Origin of the sequence: Pseudomonas sp. 3MA1, assembly GCF_029237275.1 — a bacterium.
Classification (GTDB): domain Bacteria; phylum Pseudomonadota; class Gammaproteobacteria; order Pseudomonadales; family Pseudomonadaceae; genus Aquipseudomonas; species Aquipseudomonas fluorescens_AP.
Genome location: NZ_JAACFX010000008.1, coordinates 310247 through 330748, shown reverse-complemented (window position 1 = coordinate 330748; position 20502 = coordinate 310247). Strand labels below are relative to the sequence as shown.

Genomic DNA, 20502 nt, shown 5'->3' with positions numbered 1-20502 from the left:
ACGATGCATCGCCGATGGTAGTGTGGGGTTTCCCCATGTGAGAGTAGGTCATCGTCAAGATTAAATTCCGAAACCCCAACTGCGAAAGCAGTTGGGGTTTTGTTTTTGCGTCGCAGAAAAGCTGTGCTGCTAGCGCTTCGATCCCTCTCTGAAGTCCTTTGTCTGCTGTGATTTCTATGCAATGGCTTTGGGCGTGGCTATCATGCCAGCCTCATTGTAAGGCAGAGCTTGCATGTCGATGTTGTTAGAGCTTCTTAAGGATGGGCAATTTCACTCAGGGCAAGCCCTTGGGCGCGCGCTAGGTGTTACTCGTAGTGCTATATGGAAGCAACTGCAGCTTCTTGAGGCAGAGTTGGGGCTCGATATTCATAAGGTGCGAGGTCGTGGTTACCGATTGGCCTCCCCAATTACTTTGTTAAGTGCAGAGAAAATTAATCGTCTTTCTCCAGATGCTCCCTGGACGGTCCAGGTTTTTGACTTTTTAGACTCGACAAACGCTGAGGCGCTGCGCTCCATCGAGCGTGGAAGCGTTGCTCCCTTCCTGGTTCTAGCTGAGCGACAAACGGCGGGGCGCGGCCGGCGCGGTCGTAAATGGGTCAGCCCTTTTGCCGAAAACATTTACTACAGCCTTGTGTTGCGAGTTGATGGCGGTATGCGGCAGTTGGAGGGGCTCAGTCTGGTTGTAGGTCTGGCTGTGATGCAGACTCTTCGAGGCTGCGGTGTTCCAGGTGCGGGGTTGAAGTGGCCGAATGATGTTTTGGTCGGCCAAAAAAAGATTGCTGGAATACTTCTTGAGCTGGTGGGTGATCCTGCAGATGTATGTCATGTGGTCATTGGTGTTGGCATCAATGTGAACATGCAAGGTTCTGAAGAGGTCGATCAGGAGTGGACTTCAGTAAGGCTTGAGTCTGGCAAGGTCGTAGATCGCAACCAGCTTGCCGCTCGCCTGGGTGAGGTTCTGGCAACTTATCTGGAGCGTCATCGCTTGCATGGGTTTTCAGCTATCCAGCATGAGTGGGAGCAAAACCATCTATGGCAGGGACGCTCAGTATCTCTGATAGCGGGTGTAACTAGGGTCGACGGGGTTGTGCTGGGGATTGATCGTCAGGGAGGTCTGCTCCTTAAGGTAGGGGATGAGGAAAAGGTATATAGCGGTGGAGAGCTCAGTTTGAGGTTGCGCGACGACTCTTGAGCTCTGGCCAGCGCTAATTGGATTGGCTGTGGCACGTCCGCTGTCGTGAGGTGTTTATGCGTTGGTTGTTTCTGCTGTTATTGGTGCTCAATGTTTTCTACTACGTCTGGCATCAACAGGAGGCCCCGCTTCGGGCTAAAGAGGTGATGCCGCTCTCACTTTATCGGGGTTCTCAGCAGGATATTCGGCTGTTGAGCGAGTCTACTGAGGCGGTCGAGCGACGCGATAAGGGCCGTGTGGTCGATACGGAGGCGGGCTGTCTATATTTGGGAGGCTTTGCGCGTCGTGAGCCGGCTCAGGTGCTTGAGCGGCGTCTCGGTGAGTTGGGTGTCGAGGTCAAATTGCAGGCTTTGAATGCTCCTGGGTCATCAGGTTTTTGGTTGCGCATATCTCCTGAAAGCAAGCATCTATTGGATGATCCTCAGTTGCTGAGCCTTGCTAAGGAATTCAATGAGTTAAAACATAAAATAATGCCTTGTGAGGGGGTTGCAACTGTCGAATAGGTTGCATAGAATGGCGCCCGCTCCGCAGTGAAGACTTCTTGAAGTTAAAGCTAAAGAGCGAGGTCAATGCAGCTAACCTCAAGATTTAATTGAGAAAATGCTTGACAGAAGGGTGGCATAGTATATAATGCTGCCTCGCTTAGGAGGGGTTCCCGAGCGGCCAAAGGGATCAGACTGTAAATCTGACGTCTACGACTTCGAAGGTTCGAATCCTTCCCCCTCCACCAGATTTAGCGAGAGCTGCAGGCTCCGCGGGTATAGTTTAGTGGTAGAACCTCAGCCTTCCAAGCTGATGATGCGGGTTCGATTCCCGCTACCCGCTCCAAGTTTGCAGATTTTGCAAAGTGTTTTGCTCTTGTAGCTCAGTTGGTAGAGCACACCCTTGGTAAGGGTGAGGTCAGCGGTTCAAATCCGCTCAAGAGCTCCATATAACAAGGCAGATATGAAAATATCTGCCTTTGTTTTAATGGCTTGTGTGAGTTGCTTAATTCTTCTCCTAGGGGTGATTTCGATGGCTAAGGAAAAGTTCGAACGTAATAAGCCGCACGTTAACGTGGGTACTATCGGTCACGTTGACCACGGTAAAACCACTCTGACTGCTGCTCTGACTCGCGTTTGCTCCGAAGTTTTCGGTTCGGCTCGTGTTGACTTCGACAAGATCGACAGCGCCCCAGAAGAAAAGGCTCGTGGTATCACCATCAACACTGCACACGTAGAGTACGATTCGCACATTCGTCACTACGCGCACGTTGACTGCCCAGGTCACGCCGACTACGTCAAAAACATGATCACTGGTGCTGCCCAGATGGACGGCGCGATCCTGGTTTGCTCGGCTGCCGATGGTCCGATGCCACAAACTCGTGAGCACATCCTGCTGTCCCGTCAGGTAGGCGTTCCGTACATCGTTGTCTTCCTGAACAAGGCTGACATGGTTGACGACGCTGAGCTGCTGGAACTGGTTGAGATGGAAGTGCGCGATCTGCTGAGCACTTACGACTTCCCAGGTGACGACACTCCGATCATCATCGGTTCGGCTCTGATGGCTCTGAACGGCCAAGACGACAACGAAATGGGTACCACCGCTGTTAAGCGTCTGGTAGAAACTCTGGACACCTACATCCCAGAGCCAGAGCGTGCAATCGACAAGCCGTTCCTGATGCCAATCGAAGACGTGTTCTCGATCTCTGGTCGTGGCACTGTGGTAACTGGCCGTGTTGAGCGTGGCATCGTCCGCATCCAGGAAGAAGTTGAGATCGTCGGTCTGCGCGACACTCAGAAAACTACCTGCACTGGCGTTGAAATGTTCCGCAAGCTGCTCGACGAAGGTCGTGCTGGCGAGAACTGCGGCGTTCTGCTGCGTGGTACCAAGCGTGACGACGTTGAGCGTGGCCAGGTTCTGGTTAAGCCAGGCACCGTTAAGCCTCACACCAAGTTCACCGCTGAAGTTTACGTTCTGAGCAAAGAAGAAGGCGGCCGTCATACTCCGTTCTTCAAAGGCTACCGTCCACAGTTCTACTTCCGTACTACTGACGTGACTGGTAACTGCGAGCTGCCAGAAGGCGTTGAAATGGTAATGCCAGGTGACAACATCCAGATGACTGTCACTCTGATCAAAACCATCGCGATGGAAGATGGTCTGCGTTTCGCTATCCGTGAAGGCGGTCGTACCGTCGGCGCTGGCGTCGTAGCCAAAGTCATCGAATAAATTCTTGAAATATCTACATCGGGCCGACATAATGGTCGGCCTGATTTTGTTTTTAGGTCAGTAGCTCAATTGGCAGAGCGACGGTCTCCAAAACCGTAGGTTGGGGGTTCGATTCCCTCCTGACCTGCCAGATTCACTCAATGTGTCTGGCTTTCTTTTCACAGGATCTTCATAGATGACTCCTAAAGCTGAAGCTCAAGGCTCTCGCTTCGATCTGCTCAAGTGGCTCGTTGTGGTCGCTTTGGTGATTGTTGGTGTTGTTGGCAATCAGTACTATTCTGCTTCGCCGATCCTGTACCGCGTCCTAGCGCTGCTTGCTATTGCTGCTGTTGCCGCCTTTGTTGGCTTGCAGACTGCAAAGGGCAAGTCGTTCTTCGTGCTGGTTAAGGAGGCGCGCACTGAGATTCGTAAAGTCGTATGGCCAACCCGTCAAGAGACCACGCAGACCACTCTGATTGTAGTGGCTGTGGTTTTGGTCATGGCGTTGCTGTTGTGGGGCTTAGACTCCCTGCTCGGTTGGCTTGTTTCCTTGATTGTTGGCTAAGGGTGTCCCGTGGCTAAGCGTTGGTACGTTGTGCATGCTTACTCGGGTTACGAGAAGCATGTAATGCGCTCGTTGATCGAGCGCGTGAAGCTGGCTGGCATGGAAGATGGCTTCGGCGAAATTCTGGTTCCCACTGAAGAAGTGGTCGAAATGCGTAACGGCCAGAAGCGCAAAAGTGAGCGTAAATTCTTTCCAGGCTACGTGCTGGTTCAGATGGATATGAATGAGGGTACTTGGCACTTGGTCAAGGATACTCCTCGTGTCATGGGCTTTATTGGTGGTACTGCTGATAAGCCGGCTCCTATTACTGATAAAGAGGCGGAAGCGATTCTGCGTCGCGTCGCTGATGGTAGTGATAAGCCCAAGCCTAAGACCCTGTTTGAGCCGGGTGAGGTGGTTCGTGTTACTGACGGTCCATTCGCTGACTTTAATGGCACGGTTGAAGAGGTTAACTACGAAAAGAGCCGGATCCAGGTGGCAGTGCTCATTTTCGGTCGCTCTACTCCGGTAGAGCTAGAGTTCAGTCAGGTCGAGAAGGCATAACTGAACGAGAATCCCATACCCCGCAGCCTTAGGCTGTGGGGTTTTGTCGTCACTGGGATAAACGCGCAAGTAACCGGGGAGCCTTTCTAGGCGTCTGAACCCGTAATTGGAGTGCCTCATGGCTAAGAAGATTACTGCTTACATCAAGCTGCAAGTTAAGGCCGCTCAGGCCAACCCAAGCCCGCCCGTTGGTCCAGCTCTGGGTCAGCACGGCGTGAACATCATGGAATTCTGCAAGGCTTTCAACGCCCGTACTCAGGGTCTTGAGCCAGGTCTGCCGACTCCTGTGATCATCACTGTCTACAGTGACCGCAGCTTCACTTTCGAAACTAAGAGCACCCCTGCTTCGGTTCTGCTGAAGAAAGCTGCTGGTCTGACCAGCGGTTCCGCTCGTCCGAACACCGTTAAGGTTGGCACTGTTACCCGTGCTCAGCTGGAAGAAATCGCGAAAACCAAAAACGCGGATCTGACTGCAGCTGATATGGATGCAGCCGTGCGTACTATCGCCGGTTCTGCTCGTAGCATGGGCCTTAACGTGGAGGGTGTGTAATGGCTAAGCTGACCAAGCGCCAAAAGGCTATCGCCGGCAAGATTGAAGCAGGCAAGGCCTACAACTTCGTAGAAGCCGCTGCTCTCCTGACCGAGCTGTCGACCGTTAAGTTCAGCGAGTCCGTAGACGTTGCTGTGAACCTGGGCGTAGACCCACGTAAATCTGACCAGGTTGTTCGTAGCGCTACTGTGCTGCCACACGGCACTGGCAAGACTGTACGTGTTGCTGTGTTTACCCAAGGTCCAGCTGCTGAAGCTGCTCTGGCTGCCGGCGCTGATCGCGTAGGTATGGACGATCTGGCTGCCGAAATGAAAGGCGGCGACCTGAACTATGACGTAGTTATTGCTTCTCCGGATGCAATGCGCGTTGTAGGTCAGTTGGGCCAGGTTCTGGGTCCTCGCGGCCTGATGCCTAACCCGAAGGTCGGTACCGTTACTCCAGACGTAGCTTCGGCAGTCAAGAACGCCAAGGCTGGTCAGGTTCGTTACCGCACCGACAAAAACGGCATCATCCACACTTCCGTTGGCAAGGTCGGCTTCGACGCCGTCAAGCTGAAGGAAAACGTTGAAGCCCTGATCGCTGACCTGAAGCGTATCAAGCCAGCTTCTTCGAAAGGCATCTACGTCAAGCGCGTTACCCTGAGCACCACTATGGGCCCAGGTCTGGTCATCGACCAAGGTTCGCTGGACGTATAAGACACAGGTTGGCGCAAGCGATTGCGCTAGCTGCAAGATTGGGGTCCCTGCCTGGCGGGGGCTATCCAAGACCGTAGGCGACGCAAGTCTTAAACCTCAAGCCTACGCAGATGGTGCTCCCGGTTCCTTACCGAATCAGACACCAAAACGACATCCAGCCCAGGTTGGATGAAACGGTAACAAGCAGGAGTTAAACCCGTGGCAATTAAACTCGAAGACAAGAAGGCCATCGTCGCTGAAGTCAACGAGGCTGCCAAAGTCGCTCTGTCTGCTGTTGTGGCTGATGCCCGCGGTGTGACAGTAGGCGCAATGACCGGACTCCGTAAAGAGGCCCGCGAAGCTGGCGTTTACGTACGTGTTGTACGTAACACCCTGCTCAAGCGCGCTGTTGAAGGCACTCAATATGACGTGCTCAACGACGCGTTCGTCGGCCCTACCCTGATTGCATTCTCTAAGGAACATCCGGGCGCTGCCGCTCGTATTTTCAAAGAGTTCGCAAAGGGTCAGGACAAGTTCGAGATCAAGGCAGCTGCGTTCGAGGGCAAGTACCTCGCAGCAAACGAGATCGACGTGTTGGCTTCGCTGCCAACTCGCGACGAAGCTATTGCGAAGCTGATGAGCGTGATTCAAGGCGCTACCAGCAAGCTGGCTCGTACTCTGGCGGCTATTCGCGACCAGAAAGAAGCTGCTGCTGCCTAAGGCACCGCAAGCCCTTTCAAAATCATATGTTTAATTTGATGGCTGCGTAGGCTGTCACCCCAATACAGGAATTTATAGTCATGTCTCTGACTAACGAGCAAATCATCGAAGCAATCGGCCAGAAAACCGTTCTGGAAGTTGTTGAGCTGATCAAGGCAATGGAAGAAACCTTCGGCGTTACCGCTGCTGTTGCCGCTGCTGGCCCAGCTGCTGCTGCCGCTGTTGTTGAAGAACAAACTGAATTCAACGTCATGCTGACCGAAGCTGGCGAGAAGAAAGTTAACGTGATCAAGGCTGTACGTGAACTGACCGGTCTGGGCCTGAAAGAAGCCAAGGCTGTAGTTGACGGCGCTCCTGCCATGGTTCTGGAAGCTGTTGCTAAAGAAGCAGCTGACAAAGCCAAAGCAGCTCTGGAAGAAGCAGGCGCTAAAGTCGAGCTCAAGTAAGCATCGACTTTGTGTCTCCAGCCCAAGCGTTAAGCGAACGGCTGATGGCTGGTGGCTTTTGCCACCGGCCTTTTTCCGTTATTGGCGACCGACTGGGTCGGTGCCTTTAACGTGCTGTAACCCACCCTGTGCGGTGGCGCAAACCAAAGGGTTTGCACGATTTTCTGGCTGCTCCCGTCGGGAGAAGCCGAATAAGCAGGTGACCAAGCTGGGGAACGCTGATGGCTTACTCATATACTGAGAAAAAACGTATCCGCAAGGACTTTAGCAAGTTGCCGGACGTCATGGATGTGCCGTACCTCCTGGCCATCCAGCTGGATTCGTATCGTGAATTCTTGCAAGCGGGAGCGACTAAAGATCAGTTCCGCGACGTGGGCCTGCATGCGGCCTTCAAATCCGTTTTCCCGATCATCAGCTACTCCGGCAATGCTGCGTTGGAGTATGTCGGTTATCGCCTGGGCGAACCGGCGTTTGATGTTAAAGAATGCGTGTTGCGTGGTGTGACTTACGCCGTACCTTTGCGGGTAAAAGTTCGTCTGATCATTTTCGACAAAGAATCGTCGAACAAAGCGATCAAGGACATCAAAGAGCAAGAAGTCTACATGGGTGAAATCCCCCTGATGACTGAGAACGGTACCTTCGTAATCAACGGTACCGAGCGTGTAATCGTTTCCCAGCTGCACCGTTCCCCTGGCGTATTCTTCGACCACGACCGTGGCAAGACGCATAGCTCCGGTAAGCTGCTGTACTCCGCGCGGATCATTCCGTACCGCGGTTCGTGGCTGGACTTCGAGTTCGACCCGAAAGACTGCGTGTTCGTCCGTATCGACCGTCGCCGCAAGCTGCCAGCGTCGGTTCTGCTGCGCGCGCTGGGTTACACCACTGAAGAAGTGCTGGACGCTTTCTACACCACCAACGTATTCCATGTGAAAGGCGAGAGCCTGAGCCTGGAGCTGGTGCCTCAGCGCCTGCGTGGTGAAATTGCCGTTCTGGACATCCAGGATGACAAGGGCAAGGTTATTGTCGAGCAGGGTCGTCGTATCACCGCTCGTCACATCAACCAGCTGGAAAAAGCCGGTATCAAAGAGCTGGATGTGCCTCTGGACTATGTCCTGGGTCGTACCACTGCCAAGGCTATCGTGCATCCGGCCACCGGCGAAATCCTGGCAGAGTGCAACACCGAGCTGAACACCGAGATCCTGGCAAAAATCGCCAAGGCTCAGGTTGTTCGCATCGAAACTCTGTACACCAACGACATCGACTGCGGTCCGTTCGTTTCCGACACTCTGAAGATCGACTCCACCAGCAACCAATTGGAAGCGCTGGTCGAGATCTATCGCATGATGCGTCCTGGCGAGCCACCAACCAAAGATGCCGCCGAGACTCTGTTCAACAACCTGTTCTTCAGCCCTGAACGCTATGACTTGTCCGCCGTTGGCCGGATGAAGTTCAACCGTCGTATCGGTCGTACCGAGATCGAAGGTTCGGGCGTCCTGTGCAAGGAAGACATCGTTGCCGTACTGAAGACTCTGGTCGACATCCGTAACGGTAAAGGCATCGTCGACGACATCGACCACCTGGGTAACCGTCGCGTTCGCTGCGTAGGCGAAATGGCCGAGAACCAGTTCCGCGTTGGCCTGGTGCGTGTAGAGCGTGCGGTCAAAGAGCGTCTATCGATGGCCGAAAGCGAAGGCCTGATGCCGCAAGACCTGATCAATGCCAAGCCAGTGGCTGCAGCAGTGAAAGAGTTCTTCGGTTCCAGCCAGCTGTCGCAGTTCATGGACCAGAACAACCCTCTTTCCGAGATCACCCACAAGCGTCGTGTCTCTGCACTCGGCCCAGGCGGTCTGACTCGTGAGCGCGCAGGCTTCGAAGTTCGTGACGTACACCCGACTCACTACGGTCGTGTATGCCCGATCGAAACGCCGGAAGGTCCGAACATCGGTCTGATCAACTCCCTGGCGGCCTATGCGCGCACCAACCAGTACGGCTTCCTTGAGAGCCCGTACCGTGTGGTGAAAGACGCTCTGGTCACCGACGAGATCGTGTTCCTGTCCGCCATCGAAGAGGCCGATCACGTGATCGCCCAAGCTTCGGCGACCATGAACGACAAAGGTCAGCTGATCGATGAGCTGGTAGCTGTTCGTCACTTGAACGAATTCACCGTCAAGGCGCCGGAAGACGTCACCTTGATGGACGTTTCGCCGAAGCAGGTAGTTTCGGTTGCAGCGTCGCTGATTCCGTTCCTCGAGCACGACGACGCCAACCGTGCATTGATGGGTTCCAACATGCAGCGCCAGGCTGTACCGACACTGCGTGCCGACAAGCCGCTGGTAGGTACCGGCATGGAGCGCAACGTTGCTCGTGACTCCGGTGTTTGCGTGGTGGCTCGTCGTGGCGGCGTGATCGACTCGGTCGATGCCAGCCGTATCGTGGTTCGTGTTGCGGATGACGAAGTTGAGACCGGCGAAGCCGGTGTTGATATCTACAACCTGACCAAGTACACCCGCTCCAACCAGAACACCTGCATCAACCAGCGTCCGCTGGTGAGAAAGGGTGATCGGGTTCAGCGCAGCGACATCATGGCCGATGGTCCGTCCACCGACATGGGTGAGCTGGCACTGGGTCAGAACATGCGTATCGCGTTCATGGCGTGGAACGGCTTCAACTTCGAAGACTCCATCTGCCTGTCCGAGCGTGTGGTTCAGGAAGACCGCTTCACCACGATCCACATCCAGGAACTGACCTGTGTGGCTCGTGACACCAAGCTTGGCCCAGAGGAAATCACTGCAGACATCCCGAACGTGGGTGAGGCTGCACTGAACAAGCTGGACGAAGCCGGTATCGTTTATGTAGGTGCTGAAGTTGGCGCAGGCGACATCCTGGTCGGTAAGGTCACTCCGAAAGGCGAGACTCAGCTGACTCCGGAAGAGAAACTGCTGCGCGCGATCTTCGGTGAAAAAGCCAGCGACGTTAAAGACACCTCCCTGCGTGTACCTACCGGTACCAAGGGTACTGTCATTGACGTACAGGTCTTCACTCGTGACGGCGTTGAGCGTGATGCTCGTGCACTGTCCATCGAGAAGAGCCAGCTCGACGAGATCCGCAAGGACCTGAACGAAGAGTTCCGCATCGTTGAAGGCGCGACCTTCGAACGTCTGCGCTCCGCTCTGGTCGGCCATAAAGCCGAAGGCGGCGCCGGCCTGAAGAAAGGTCAGGAAATCACCGACGAAGTGCTCGACGGTCTTGAGCATGGCCAGTGGTTCAAGCTGCGCATGGCTGAAGATGCTCTGAACGAGCAGCTCGAGAAGGCTCAGGCCTACATCGTTGATCGCCGCCGTCTGCTGGACGACAAGTTCGAAGACAAGAAGCGCAAACTGCAGCAGGGCGATGACCTGGCTCCAGGCGTGCTGAAGATCGTCAAGGTCTACCTGGCAATCCGTCGTCGCATCCAGCCGGGCGACAAGATGGCCGGTCGTCACGGTAACAAGGGTGTGGTCTCCGTGATCATGCCGGTTGAAGACATGCCGCACGATGCCAATGGCACCCCGGTCGACGTGGTCCTCAACCCGCTGGGCGTACCTTCGCGTATGAACGTTGGTCAGATTCTCGAAACTCACCTGGGCCTCGCGGCCAAGGGGCTGGGCGAGAAGATCAACCGCATGGTTGAAGAGCAGCGTAAGGTGGCAGAGCTGCGCACCTTCCTGGATGAGATCTACAACCAGATCGGTGGTCGTAACGAAGACCTGGACAGCTTCTCCGATCAGGAGATCCTGGATCTGGCGAACAACCTGCGCGGCGGTGTGCCAATGGCCACTCCGGTGTTCGACGGCGCCAAGGAAAGCGAAATCAAGGCCATGCTGAAACTGGCGGACCTGCCAGAGAGCGGCCAGATGCAGCTAACCGACGGCCGTACCGGCAACAAGTTCGAGCGTCCAGTTACCGTTGGCTACATGTACATGCTGAAACTGAACCACTTGGTAGACGACAAGATGCACGCTCGTTCTACCGGTTCGTACAGCCTGGTTACCCAGCAGCCGCTGGGTGGTAAGGCGCAGTTCGGTGGTCAGCGTTTCGGGGAGATGGAGGTCTGGGCACTGGAAGCATACGGTGCTGCATACACTCTGCAAGAAATGCTCACAGTGAAGTCGGACGATGTGAACGGTCGTACCAAGATGTACAAAAACATCGTGGACGGCGATCACCGTATGGAGCCGGGCATGCCCGAGTCCTTCAACGTGTTGATCAAAGAAATTCGTTCCCTCGGCATCGATATCGATCTGGAAACCGAATAACACGTGACGCGAATCGAGAGCGGGGCAGGATTGCCCGCTCTCTGCTCCGCCAGGAGGAAAGGCCTTGAAAGACCTACTGAATTTGCTGAAAAACCAGGGTCAAGTCGAAGAGTTCGACGCCATCCGTATCGGATTGGCCTCGCCTGAGATGATCCGTTCGTGGTCGTTCGGCGAAGTTAAAAAGCCGGAAACCATCAACTACCGTACGTTCAAGCCTGAGCGTGACGGCCTGTTCTGCGCCAAGATCTTTGGCCCGGTAAAGGATTACGAGTGCCTGTGCGGTAAGTACAAGCGCTTGAAGCATCGCGGCGTGATCTGCGAGAAGTGCGGCGTTGAAGTTGCACTGGCCAAGGTTCGTCGTGAGCGCATGGCACACATCGAACTGGCTTCGCCGGTTGCCCACATCTGGTTCCTGAAATCGCTGCCGTCCCGTATCGGCCTGCTGATGGACATGACCCTGCGTGATATCGAGCGCGTTCTCTACTTCGAGAGCTACGTTGTTATCGATCCAGGCATGACTACCCTGGAAAAGGGTCAGCTGCTGAACGACGAGCAGTATTTCGAAGCGCTGGAAGAGTTCGGTGATGACTTCGACGCCCGCATGGGTGCCGAGGCTGTCCGCGAGCTGCTGCACGCTATCGACCTGGAGCACGAGATTGGCCGTCTGCGTGAAGAGATTCCGCAAACCAACTCGGAAACCAAGATCAAGAAGCTGTCCAAGCGTCTGAAGTTGATGGAAGCCTTCCAAGGCTCCGGCAACCTGCCAGAGTGGATGGTGTTGACCGTTCTGCCGGTTCTGCCGCCAGATCTGCGTCCACTGGTTCCGCTGGATGGCGGTCGCTTTGCGACTTCCGACCTCAACGACCTGTATCGTCGAGTGATCAACCGTAACAACCGTTTGAAGCGCCTGCTGGATCTGTCCGCTCCGGACATCATCGTGCGCAACGAAAAACGTATGTTGCAGGAAGCCGTCGACGCCTTGCTCGACAACGGTCGTCGTGGCCGCGCTATTACCGGTTCCAACAAGCGTCCTCTGAAATCCCTGGCTGACATGATCAAGGGTAAACAAGGTCGTTTCCGTCAGAACTTGCTCGGTAAGCGCGTTGACTACTCCGGTCGTTCGGTAATTACCGTAGGTCCGACCCTGCGTCTGCACCAGTGCGGTCTGCCGAAGAAGATGGCTCTGGAGCTGTTCAAACCGTTCATTTTCGGCAAGCTGGAAATGCGTGGCCTGGCCACGACTATCAAAGCCGCCAAGAAGATGGTCGAGCGCGAACTGCCAGAGGTCTGGGACGTTCTCGCTGAAGTGATTCGCGAACACCCAGTGCTGCTCAACCGTGCACCGACCCTTCACCGTCTGGGTATCCAGGCGTTTGAACCGGTACTGATCGAAGGCAAGGCGATTCAGCTGCACCCTCTGGTCTGTGCGGCGTACAACGCCGACTTCGACGGTGACCAAATGGCCGTGCACGTACCGCTGACGCTGGAAGCCCAGCTGGAAGCGCGTGCGCTGATGATGTCGACCAACAACATTCTGTCGCCAGCCAACGGTGAGCCAATCATCGTTCCGTCGCAGGACGTTGTATTGGGTCTGTACTACATGACCCGTGAAGCGATCAACGCCAAGGGCGAAGGTCGTGTGTTTGCCGACCTGCAGGAAGTCGACCGCGTATTCCGCGCCGGCGAAGCCGCTCTGCACGCCAAGATCAAGGTTCGTATCAACGAAACCGTTAACGATCGTGATGGCGGCAGTGTAAGCACCACCCGTATCGTCGACACTACTGTCGGCCGTGCGCTGCTGTTCCAGGTTGTGCCGAAAGGTCTGTCGTTCGACGTCGTCAACTTGCCGATGAAGAAGAAGGCGATCTCCAAGCTGATCAACCAGTGCTACCGCGTGGTGGGTCTGAAAGAGACCGTGATCTTCGCTGACCAGTTGATGTACACCGGTTTCGCTTACTCGACCATTTCCGGCGTTTCCATCGGTGTTAACGACTTCGTTATCCCGGATGAAAAAGCCCGCATCATCGGTGCTGCCACCGACGAAGTGAAGGAAATCGAGAGCCAGTACGCCTCCGGCCTGGTAACCCAGGGCGAGAAGTACAACAAGGTGATCGACCTTTGGTCGAAAGCTAACGACGAAGTATCCAAGGCGATGATGGCCAACCTCTCGAAAGAGAAAGTCATCGACCGCAATGGCGACGAAGTCGAGCAAGAATCGTTCAACTCGATGTACATGATGGCTGACTCGGGTGCGCGGGGTTCCGCTGCACAGATCCGTCAGCTGGCCGGTATGCGTGGTCTGATGGCCAAGCCAGACGGCTCCATCATCGAAACGCCGATTACTGCGAACTTCCGTGAAGGTTTGAGCGTACTCCAGTACTTCATCTCGACTCACGGTGCTCGTAAAGGTCTGGCGGATACCGCGTTGAAAACTGCGAACTCCGGTTACCTGACTCGTCGTCTGGTAGACGTGGCGCAGGATCTGGTTGTGACCGAGATCGATTGCGGCACCGAGCATGGCCTGCTGATGACTCCGCACATTGAAGGCGGTGACGTTGTAGAGCCTCTGGGTGAGCGCGTTCTGGGTCGTGTTATCGCCCGTGACGTATTCAAGCCGGGTACCGAGGACGTCATCGTTCCTGCCGGCACTCTGGTAGACGAGAAGTGGGTCGAGTTCATCGAGCTGAACAGCATCGACGAAGTGATCGTGCGTTCGCCGATCAGCTGCGAAACCCGCTATGGCATCTGCGCCAAGTGCTATGGCCGTGACCTGGCTCGTGGTCACCTGGTGAACATCGGTGAAGCGGTCGGCGTAATTGCTGCACAGTCCATTGGTGAGCCGGGTACCCAGCTGACCATGCGTACGTTCCACATCGGTGGTGCGGCGAGCCGGACCTCGGCAGCGGACAGCGTCCAGGTGAAGAATGGCGGTACTGTCCGTCTGCATAACCTGAAGCACGTTGAACGTGTTGACGGTCACCTGGTAGCCGTATCCCGTTCCGGTGAGCTGGCCATCGCTGACGACTTTGGTCGTGAGCGCGAGCGCTACAAGCTGCCGTACGGTGCTGTGATTTCGGTGAAGGAAGGCGACAAGGTCGACGCTGGTGCCATCGTGGCCAAGTGGGATCCGCACACTCACCCAATCGTTACCGAAATGAAAGGTACCGTGACCTACGTGGGCATGGAAGAAGGCATCACGATCAAGCGTCAGACTGACGAATTGACCGGTATGACCAACATTGAAGTACTTGACGTCAAAGACCGTCCTGCTGCCGGTAAGGACATTCGTCCTGCGGTGAAGATGGTGGGTATGGATGGCAAGGATCTGCTGCTGCCAGGTACCGACGTACCGGCCCAGTACTTCCTGCCGGCTAACGCCCTGGTCGGTGTGGCCGACGGTGCGCAGATTGCGATCGGTGATGTTATCGCTCGTATTCCGCAAGAAACTTCGAAGACCCGTGACATCACCGGTGGTCTGCCGCGTGTTGCCGACCTGTTCGAAGCTCGTCGTCCGAAAGAAGCGTCGATTCTGGCTGAAGTCAGCGGCACCATCGCGTTCGGTAAAGAGACCAAGGGCAAACGCCGTCTGGTCATTACCCCGAACGACGGTAGCGATCCGTATGAGGAGCTGATTCCGAAGTGGCGTCACCTGAACGTCTTCGAAGGCGAGCAAGTGAACCGCGGCGAAGTTATCTCCGACGGTCCGAGCGATCCACACGACATCCTGCGTCTGCTGGGTGTGAGTGCGCTGGCCAAGTACATCGTCAACGAGATTCAGGACGTTTACCGTCTGCAAGGCGTGAAGATCAACGACAAGCACATCGAGACCATCCTGCGTCAGATGCTGCGTAAAGTTGAGATTGCCGAGTCCGGCGACTCCAGCTTCATCAAGGGCGACCAGATGGAACTGACTCACGTACTGGTAGAAAACGAGCGTCTGAGCGCTGAAGACAAGTTCATCTCCAAGTTCACCCGCGTCCTGCTGGGTATTACTAAGGCGTCCTTGTCCACTGAGTCGTTCATCTCGGCGGCCTCTTTCCAAGAGACCACTCGTGTACTGACCGAGGCAGCAGTGACTGGCAAGCGCGACTACCTGCGCGGCCTGAAGGAAAACGTGGTCGTGGGTCGTCTGATCCCGGCCGGTACCGGCCTGGCTTACCACAGTGAGCGTAAGCGCCGTCGTGATGCAGACAAGCCACTGCGTGTAAGCGCAAGCGAAGTCGAAGCAGCACTGACTGAAGCGCTGAACTCCAGCGGTAACTGAGGTCTGCAATAGATTGAGATGGGGCCCCGGTTTTTCCGACTGAGAATCGAGACACTTTTTGTCGAGGTTCGCTGATCGGGGAGCCCGGGGCCTTGCCTTGACTGGGGACAAGATCCTCTTTAGACTCTTGTACCCCTAAATTTGGTGGAGCTCCTGCTCTGCCATTTTGTTTATGTCGAAAGACAACAGTGGAGCTAGTAGATGGCAACTATCAACCAGCTGGTACGTCAGCCGCGTAAGCGTATCGTCGAGAAATCCGACGTGCCTGCGCTGCAGAACTGCCCGCAACGTCGTGGCGTGTGCACTCGCGTGTACACCACTACGCCGAAAAAACCTAACTCGGCACTGCGTAAAGTATGCCGTGTGCGTCTGACCAACGGTTTCGAGGTTTCCTCGTACATCGGTGGTGAAGGCCACAACCTGCAAGAGCACAGCGTCGTTCTGATTCGCGGCGGTCGTGTAAAAGACTTGCCAGGTGTTCGTTATCACACCGTTCGCGGCTCCCTGGATACTTCCGGCGTTAAAGGTCGTAACCAAGGTCGTTCGAAGTACGGTACCAAGCGTCCGAAGTAATCGGTCGTTTTGCAGTTTTTAATTATATTGAGTCGATAAGAGTAAGGTCGGGCACGCGTCCATTGGATCAACTGTCCCGAGCTAACCTGAAGACCGTTTGAGGGCTTATCAATGCCAAGACGTCGCGTAGCAGCCAAACGTGAGATTCTGGACGATCCGAAATACGGAAGCCAGATCCTCGCCAAGTTCATGAACCACGTAATGGAGAGCGGCAAGAAAGCCGTTGCCGAGCGTATCGTTTATGGCGCGCTGGAAAAAGTTAAAGAGCGCAAGAACAGCGATCCCCTGGAAATCTTCGAGAAAGCTCTCGACGCCATCGCTCCGCTGGTCGAAGTGAAGTCGCGCCGTGTAGGCGGTGCTACTTACCAGGTTCCGGTCGAAGTTCGTCCGTCCCGTCGTAACGCTCTGGCAATGCGCTGGTTGGTAGACTTCGCCCGCAAGCGCGGCGAGAAGTCTATGGCTCTGCGTTTGGCTGGCGAACTGCTGGACGCTGCCGAAGGCAAAGGTGCTGCAGTTAAGAAGCGTGAAGACGTTCACCGTATGGCTGAAGCCAACAAGGCTTTCTCGCACTACCGCTTCTAATCTCAGCATCATTCATTTTGCGAGGGCTTTATGGCTCGTACTACAGCAATCAACCGCTACCGTAACATCGGTATCTGTGCCCACGTTGACGCGGGCAAGACTACCACTACCGAGCGGATCCTGTTTTACACAGGTCTCAGCCACAAGATGGGTGAGGTGCATGACGGCGCTGCTACCACCGACTGGATGGTGCAGGAGCAGGAGCGTGGTATCACCATTACCTCCGCTGCTGTAACTACCTTCTGGAAAGGTTCGCGCGGCCAATACGATAACTATCGTGTCAACGTTATCGATACCCCGGGCCACGTAGACTTCACCATTGAAGTAGAGCGCTCTCTGCGCGTACTCGACGGCGCGGTCGTTGTGTTCTGCGGTACTTCCGGTGTTGAGCCTCAGTCCGAAACCGTATGGCGTCAAGCCAACAAGTACGGCGTTCCACGTGTTGTTTACGTGAACAAGATGGACCGTGCTGGTGCTAACTTCCTGCGCGTTGTCGGTCAGATCAAGAATCGCCTGGGGCATACCCCGGTTCCGGTTCAGCTGGCTATCGGCGCTGAAGATAACTTCGAAGGTCAGGTTGATCTGATCAAGATGAAGGCTATCTACTGGAACGACGACGACAAGGGTACTACCTATCGCGAGGAAGAAATTCCTGCTGATATGCTGGACCTGGCTAACGAGTGGCGCTCCAACATGGTTGAAGCAGCTGCTGAAGCCAACGAAGAGCTGATGAACAAGTACCTTGAAGAAGGTGACCTGACTCCAGAAGAGATCAAGGCTGGTCTGCGTGCGCGCACCCTGGCTAGCGAAATCGTTCCGGCTGTCTGCGGTTCTTCGTTCAAGAACAAGGGTGTTCCCTTGGTTCTCGACGCTGTTATCGACTTCCTGCCTGCTCCTACCGAGATCCCGGCGATCAAAGGTATCCATCCGGATCTCATCGAGAAGCCGAAGGATGAGCTGGTAGAGGCTGATTACGACGAGCGTCACGCTGACGATGCTGAACCGTTCTCGGCTCTGGCATTCAAGATCGCTACCGACCCGTTCGTTGGTACTCTGACTTTCGTGCGCGTTTACTCGGGCTTCCTGAGCTCGGGCGACTCCGTGATCAACTCGGTCAAGGGCAAGAAAGAGCGCGTTGGTCGTATGGTGCAGATGCACGCCAACCAGCGTGAAGAGATCAAGGAAGTACGTGCAGGCGATATCGCTGCCCTGATCGGCATGAAGGACGTCACCACTGGTGATACTTTGTGCGATCTGGACAAGCAGATCATTCTTGAGCGTATGGACTTCCCTGAGCCTGTAATTTCGGTAGCGGTAGAGCCGAAAACCAAGCAGGACCAGGAGAAGATGGGTATTGCACTGGGCAAACTGGCTCAGGAAGACCCGTCGTTCCGCGTCAAGACTGACGAAGAGACTGGTCAGACCATCATTTCCGGTATGGGTGAGCTGCACCTGGACATCCTCGTTGACCGCATGAAGCGCGAGTTCAACGTCGAAGCCAACATCGGCAAGCCGCAAGTTTCGTACCGCGAGAAGATCACCAAGAGCAACGTTGAGATCGAAGGCAAATTCGTTCGTCAATCGGGTGGTCGCGGTCAGTTCGGTCACTGCTGGATCCGTTTCTCGGAGCCGGACGTCGACGCGAGCGGCAACATCACCGAAGGTCTGGTCTTCACCAACGAAGTTGTTGGTGGTGTGGTTCCTAAGGAATACATCCCGGCTATCCAGAAGGGTATCGAAGAGCAGATGAAGAACGGCGTCGTTGCCGGTTATCCGCTGATCGGCCTGAAGGCTACCGTGTTCGATGGTTCCTACCACGACGTCGACTCCAACGAGATGGCGTTCAAGGTGGCAGCCTCCATGGCGACCAAGCAGCTGGCCCAGAAGGGTGGCGGTGTTGTGCTCGAGCCGATCATGAAGGTTGAAGTGGTAACCCCAGAGGACTACATGGGTGACGTGATGGGTGACCTGAACCGTCGTCGTGGTCTGATTCAGGGTATGGATGACTCGGTGTCCGGCAAGGTTATCCGTGCCGAGGTACCACTGGGTGAAATGTTCGGTTACGCAACTGACGTTCGTTCCATGTCTCAGGGTCGCGCGAGCTACTCCATGGAATTCTCCAAATACGCCGAAGCTCCGTCGAACATCGTCGAAGCTCTCGTTAAAAAACAAGGCTGATTCAGTCTCCCCTTTAGGCTAGGAGTTTATTGTCGTGGCTAAAGAAAAATTTGAACGTAACAAACCGCACGTCAACGTTGGCACTATCGGTCACGTTGACCACGGTAAAACCACTCTGACTGCTGCTCTGACTCGCGTTTGCTCCGAAGTTTTCGGTTCGGCTCGTGTTGACTTCGACAAGATCGACAGCGCCCCAGAAGAAAAGGCTCGTGGTATCACCATCAACACTGCGCACGTAGAGTACGATTCGCACATTCGTCACTACGCGCACGTTGACTGCCCAGGTCACGCCGACTACGTCAAAAACATGATCACTGGTGCTGCCCAGATGGATGGCGCGATCCTGGTTTGCTCGGCTGCCGATGGTCCGATGCCACAAACTCGTGAGCACATCCTGCTGTCCCGTCAGGTAGGCGTTCCGTACATCGTTGTCTTCCTGAACAAGGCTGACATGGTTGACGACGCTGAACTGCTGGAACTGGTTGAGATGGAAGTGCGCGATCTGCTGAGCACTTACGACTTCCCAGGTGACGACACTCCGATCATCATCGGTTCGGCTCTGATGGCTCTGAACGGCCAAGACGACAACGAAATGGGTACCACCGCTGTTAAGCGTCTGGTAGAAACTCTGGATACCTACATCCCAGAGCCAGAGCGTGCAATCGACAAGCCGTTCCTGATGCCAATCGAAGACGTGTTCTCGATCTCCGGTCGTGGCACCGTGGTAACTGGCCGTGTTGAGCGTGGTATCGTCCGCATCCAGGAAGAGGTTGAGATCGTCGGTCTGCGCGACACTCAGAAAACTACCTGCACCGGCGTTGAAATGTTCCGCAAGCTGCTCGACGAAGGTCGTGCTGGCGAGAACTGCGGCGTTCTGCTGCGTGGTACCAAGCGTGACGACGTTGAGCGTGGCCAGGTTCTGGTTAAGCCAGGCACCGTTAAGCCTCACACCAAGTTCACCGCTGAAGTTTACGTTCTGAGCAAAGAAGAAGGCGGCCGTCATACTCCGTTCTTCAAAGGCTACCGTCCACAGTTCTACTTCCGTACTACTGACGTGACTGGTAACTGCGAGCTGCCAGAAGGCGTTGAAATGGTAATGCCAGGTGACAACATCCAGATGACTGTCACTCTGATCAAAACCATCGCGATGGAAGATGGTCTGCGTTTCGCTATCCGTGAAGGCGGTCGTACCGTCGGCGCCGGCGTCGTAGCCAAAGTCATCGAGTAATCGACGACTCATGAAGAAGCCCCCGCTTGCGGGGGCTTTTTTATTGGGTTGACACTCTGTGGGGCCGTCTATAGAATTGCGCCTCCTTTTAACGGGCGTATTGCGCCCGGTGGGAATAGCAGCCTGGAGTCTGAAATCCAATGCAAAATCAGCAAATCCGTATCAGGTTGAAGGCTTTCGACCATCGCCTGATCGACCAATCCACCCAGGAAATCGTGGAAACCGCGAAACGTACTGGTGCTCAAGTGCGTGGTCCAATTCCACTGCCTACCCGTAAAGAGCGGTTCACCGTTCTGGTCTCCCCGCACGTCAACAAAGACGCGCGTGACCAGTACGAGATCCGTACTCATAAGCGTGTCCTGGACATCGTCCAGCCAACGGATAAAACCGTTGACGCACTTATGAAGCTTGATCTTGCGGCAGGTGTGGAAGTGCAGATCAGCCTCGGCTAAGACTCGGTCTTAGTCGTGTAACGCTCTGAAATGGGCGGCCATAGCGGGTGAAA

Annotated in this window: 16 protein-coding genes and 4 tRNA genes; all 20 read left to right on the top strand. The window is 55.1% G+C overall.

What is annotated here, in order from left to right; translation table 11 throughout:
• Positions 1-232 precede the first annotated feature (232 nt).
• The 20 genes from birA to rpsJ all read left to right on the top strand — a co-directional run bounded on the left by birA (position 233) and on the right by rpsJ (position 20449).
• Positions 233-1192: a bifunctional biotin--[acetyl-CoA-carboxylase] ligase/biotin operon repressor BirA gene (gene birA, locus GWQ44_RS22265; protein ID WP_275928281.1), complete on the top strand. Its 960-nt coding sequence runs from the start codon at positions 233-235 to the stop codon at positions 1190-1192.
• Between the two features lie 56 nt (positions 1193-1248).
• Positions 1249-1695: a hypothetical protein gene (locus tag GWQ44_RS22260; RefSeq protein ID WP_016967547.1), complete on the top strand. Its 447-nt coding sequence runs from the start codon at positions 1249-1251 to the stop codon at positions 1693-1695.
• Between the two features lie 142 nt (positions 1696-1837).
• A tRNA-Tyr gene (locus tag GWQ44_RS22255) sits at positions 1838-1922 on the top strand.
• Between the two features lie 24 nt (positions 1923-1946).
• Positions 1947-2020 (top strand) — tRNA-Gly (locus tag GWQ44_RS22250).
• 26 nt (positions 2021-2046) lie between these two features.
• A tRNA-Thr gene (locus GWQ44_RS22245) sits at positions 2047-2122 on the top strand.
• Positions 2123-2206: 84 nt separating this feature from the next.
• Positions 2207-3400, top strand: a complete 1194-nt coding sequence (gene tuf, locus GWQ44_RS22240; protein WP_060841339.1) for an elongation factor Tu — start codon at positions 2207-2209, stop codon at positions 3398-3400.
• Between the two features lie 54 nt (positions 3401-3454).
• Positions 3455-3530 (top strand) — tRNA-Trp (locus GWQ44_RS22235).
• A gap of 45 nt (positions 3531-3575) precedes the next feature.
• Positions 3576-3944, top strand: coding sequence for a preprotein translocase subunit SecE (gene secE, locus GWQ44_RS22230; protein WP_016968680.1), 369 nt, complete (start codon positions 3576-3578; stop codon positions 3942-3944).
• A gap of 9 nt (positions 3945-3953) precedes the next feature.
• Positions 3954-4487: a transcription termination/antitermination protein NusG gene (gene nusG, locus GWQ44_RS22225; protein ID WP_002555501.1), complete on the top strand. Its 534-nt coding sequence runs from the start codon at positions 3954-3956 to the stop codon at positions 4485-4487.
• Between the two features lie 118 nt (positions 4488-4605).
• Entirely contained in the window at positions 4606-5037 is a 432-nt protein-coding gene (gene rplK / locus GWQ44_RS22220) for a 50S ribosomal protein L11 (protein ID WP_003176435.1), read from the top strand.
• A complete protein-coding gene (rplA, locus tag GWQ44_RS22215; RefSeq protein WP_011063782.1) occupies positions 5037-5732 on the top strand; it encodes a 50S ribosomal protein L1 in 696 nt (231 codons plus the stop codon). Before rplK ends, rplA begins: the two co-directional genes overlap by 1 nt.
• A 198-nt stretch (positions 5733-5930) precedes the next feature.
• Entirely contained in the window at positions 5931-6431 is a 501-nt protein-coding gene (gene rplJ, locus GWQ44_RS22210) for a 50S ribosomal protein L10 (protein ID WP_016968679.1), read from the top strand.
• A gap of 80 nt (positions 6432-6511) precedes the next feature.
• Complete coding sequence (gene rplL, locus GWQ44_RS22205) at positions 6512-6877, top strand: 50S ribosomal protein L7/L12 (protein ID WP_011063780.1); 366 nt, start codon at positions 6512-6514, stop codon at positions 6875-6877.
• A gap of 221 nt (positions 6878-7098) precedes the next feature.
• Positions 7099-11172, top strand: coding sequence for a DNA-directed RNA polymerase subunit beta (gene rpoB, locus GWQ44_RS22200; RefSeq protein WP_016968678.1), 4074 nt, complete (start codon positions 7099-7101; stop codon positions 11170-11172).
• Between the two features lie 64 nt (positions 11173-11236).
• A complete protein-coding gene (rpoC, locus tag GWQ44_RS22195; protein WP_016968677.1) occupies positions 11237-15436 on the top strand; it encodes a DNA-directed RNA polymerase subunit beta' in 4200 nt (1399 codons plus the stop codon).
• 201 nt (positions 15437-15637) lie between these two features.
• Positions 15638-16009 (top strand): 30S ribosomal protein S12, encoded by a 372-nt coding sequence (gene rpsL, locus GWQ44_RS22190; protein ID WP_003186084.1) that lies wholly within the window; start codon positions 15638-15640, stop codon positions 16007-16009.
• Between the two features lie 111 nt (positions 16010-16120).
• On the top strand, positions 16121-16591 hold the full coding sequence (gene rpsG, locus GWQ44_RS22185) for a 30S ribosomal protein S7 (RefSeq protein WP_007925959.1): 471 nt from the start codon (positions 16121-16123) through the stop codon (positions 16589-16591).
• A 30-nt stretch (positions 16592-16621) separates the two neighbouring features.
• Positions 16622-18769 carry an elongation factor G gene (fusA, locus tag GWQ44_RS22180; RefSeq protein WP_016968676.1) on the top strand — a complete coding sequence of 716 codons (2148 nt, stop codon included), beginning with the start codon at positions 16622-16624 and terminating at the stop codon, positions 18767-18769.
• 34 nt (positions 18770-18803) lie between these two features.
• Positions 18804-19997 carry an elongation factor Tu gene (tuf, locus tag GWQ44_RS22175; protein ID WP_060841339.1) on the top strand — a complete coding sequence of 398 codons (1194 nt, stop codon included), beginning with the start codon at positions 18804-18806 and terminating at the stop codon, positions 19995-19997.
• A gap of 140 nt (positions 19998-20137) precedes the next feature.
• Entirely contained in the window at positions 20138-20449 is a 312-nt protein-coding gene (rpsJ, locus tag GWQ44_RS22170; protein ID WP_003186070.1) for a 30S ribosomal protein S10, read from the top strand.
• The last annotated feature ends 53 nt before the right edge of the window (positions 20450-20502 follow it).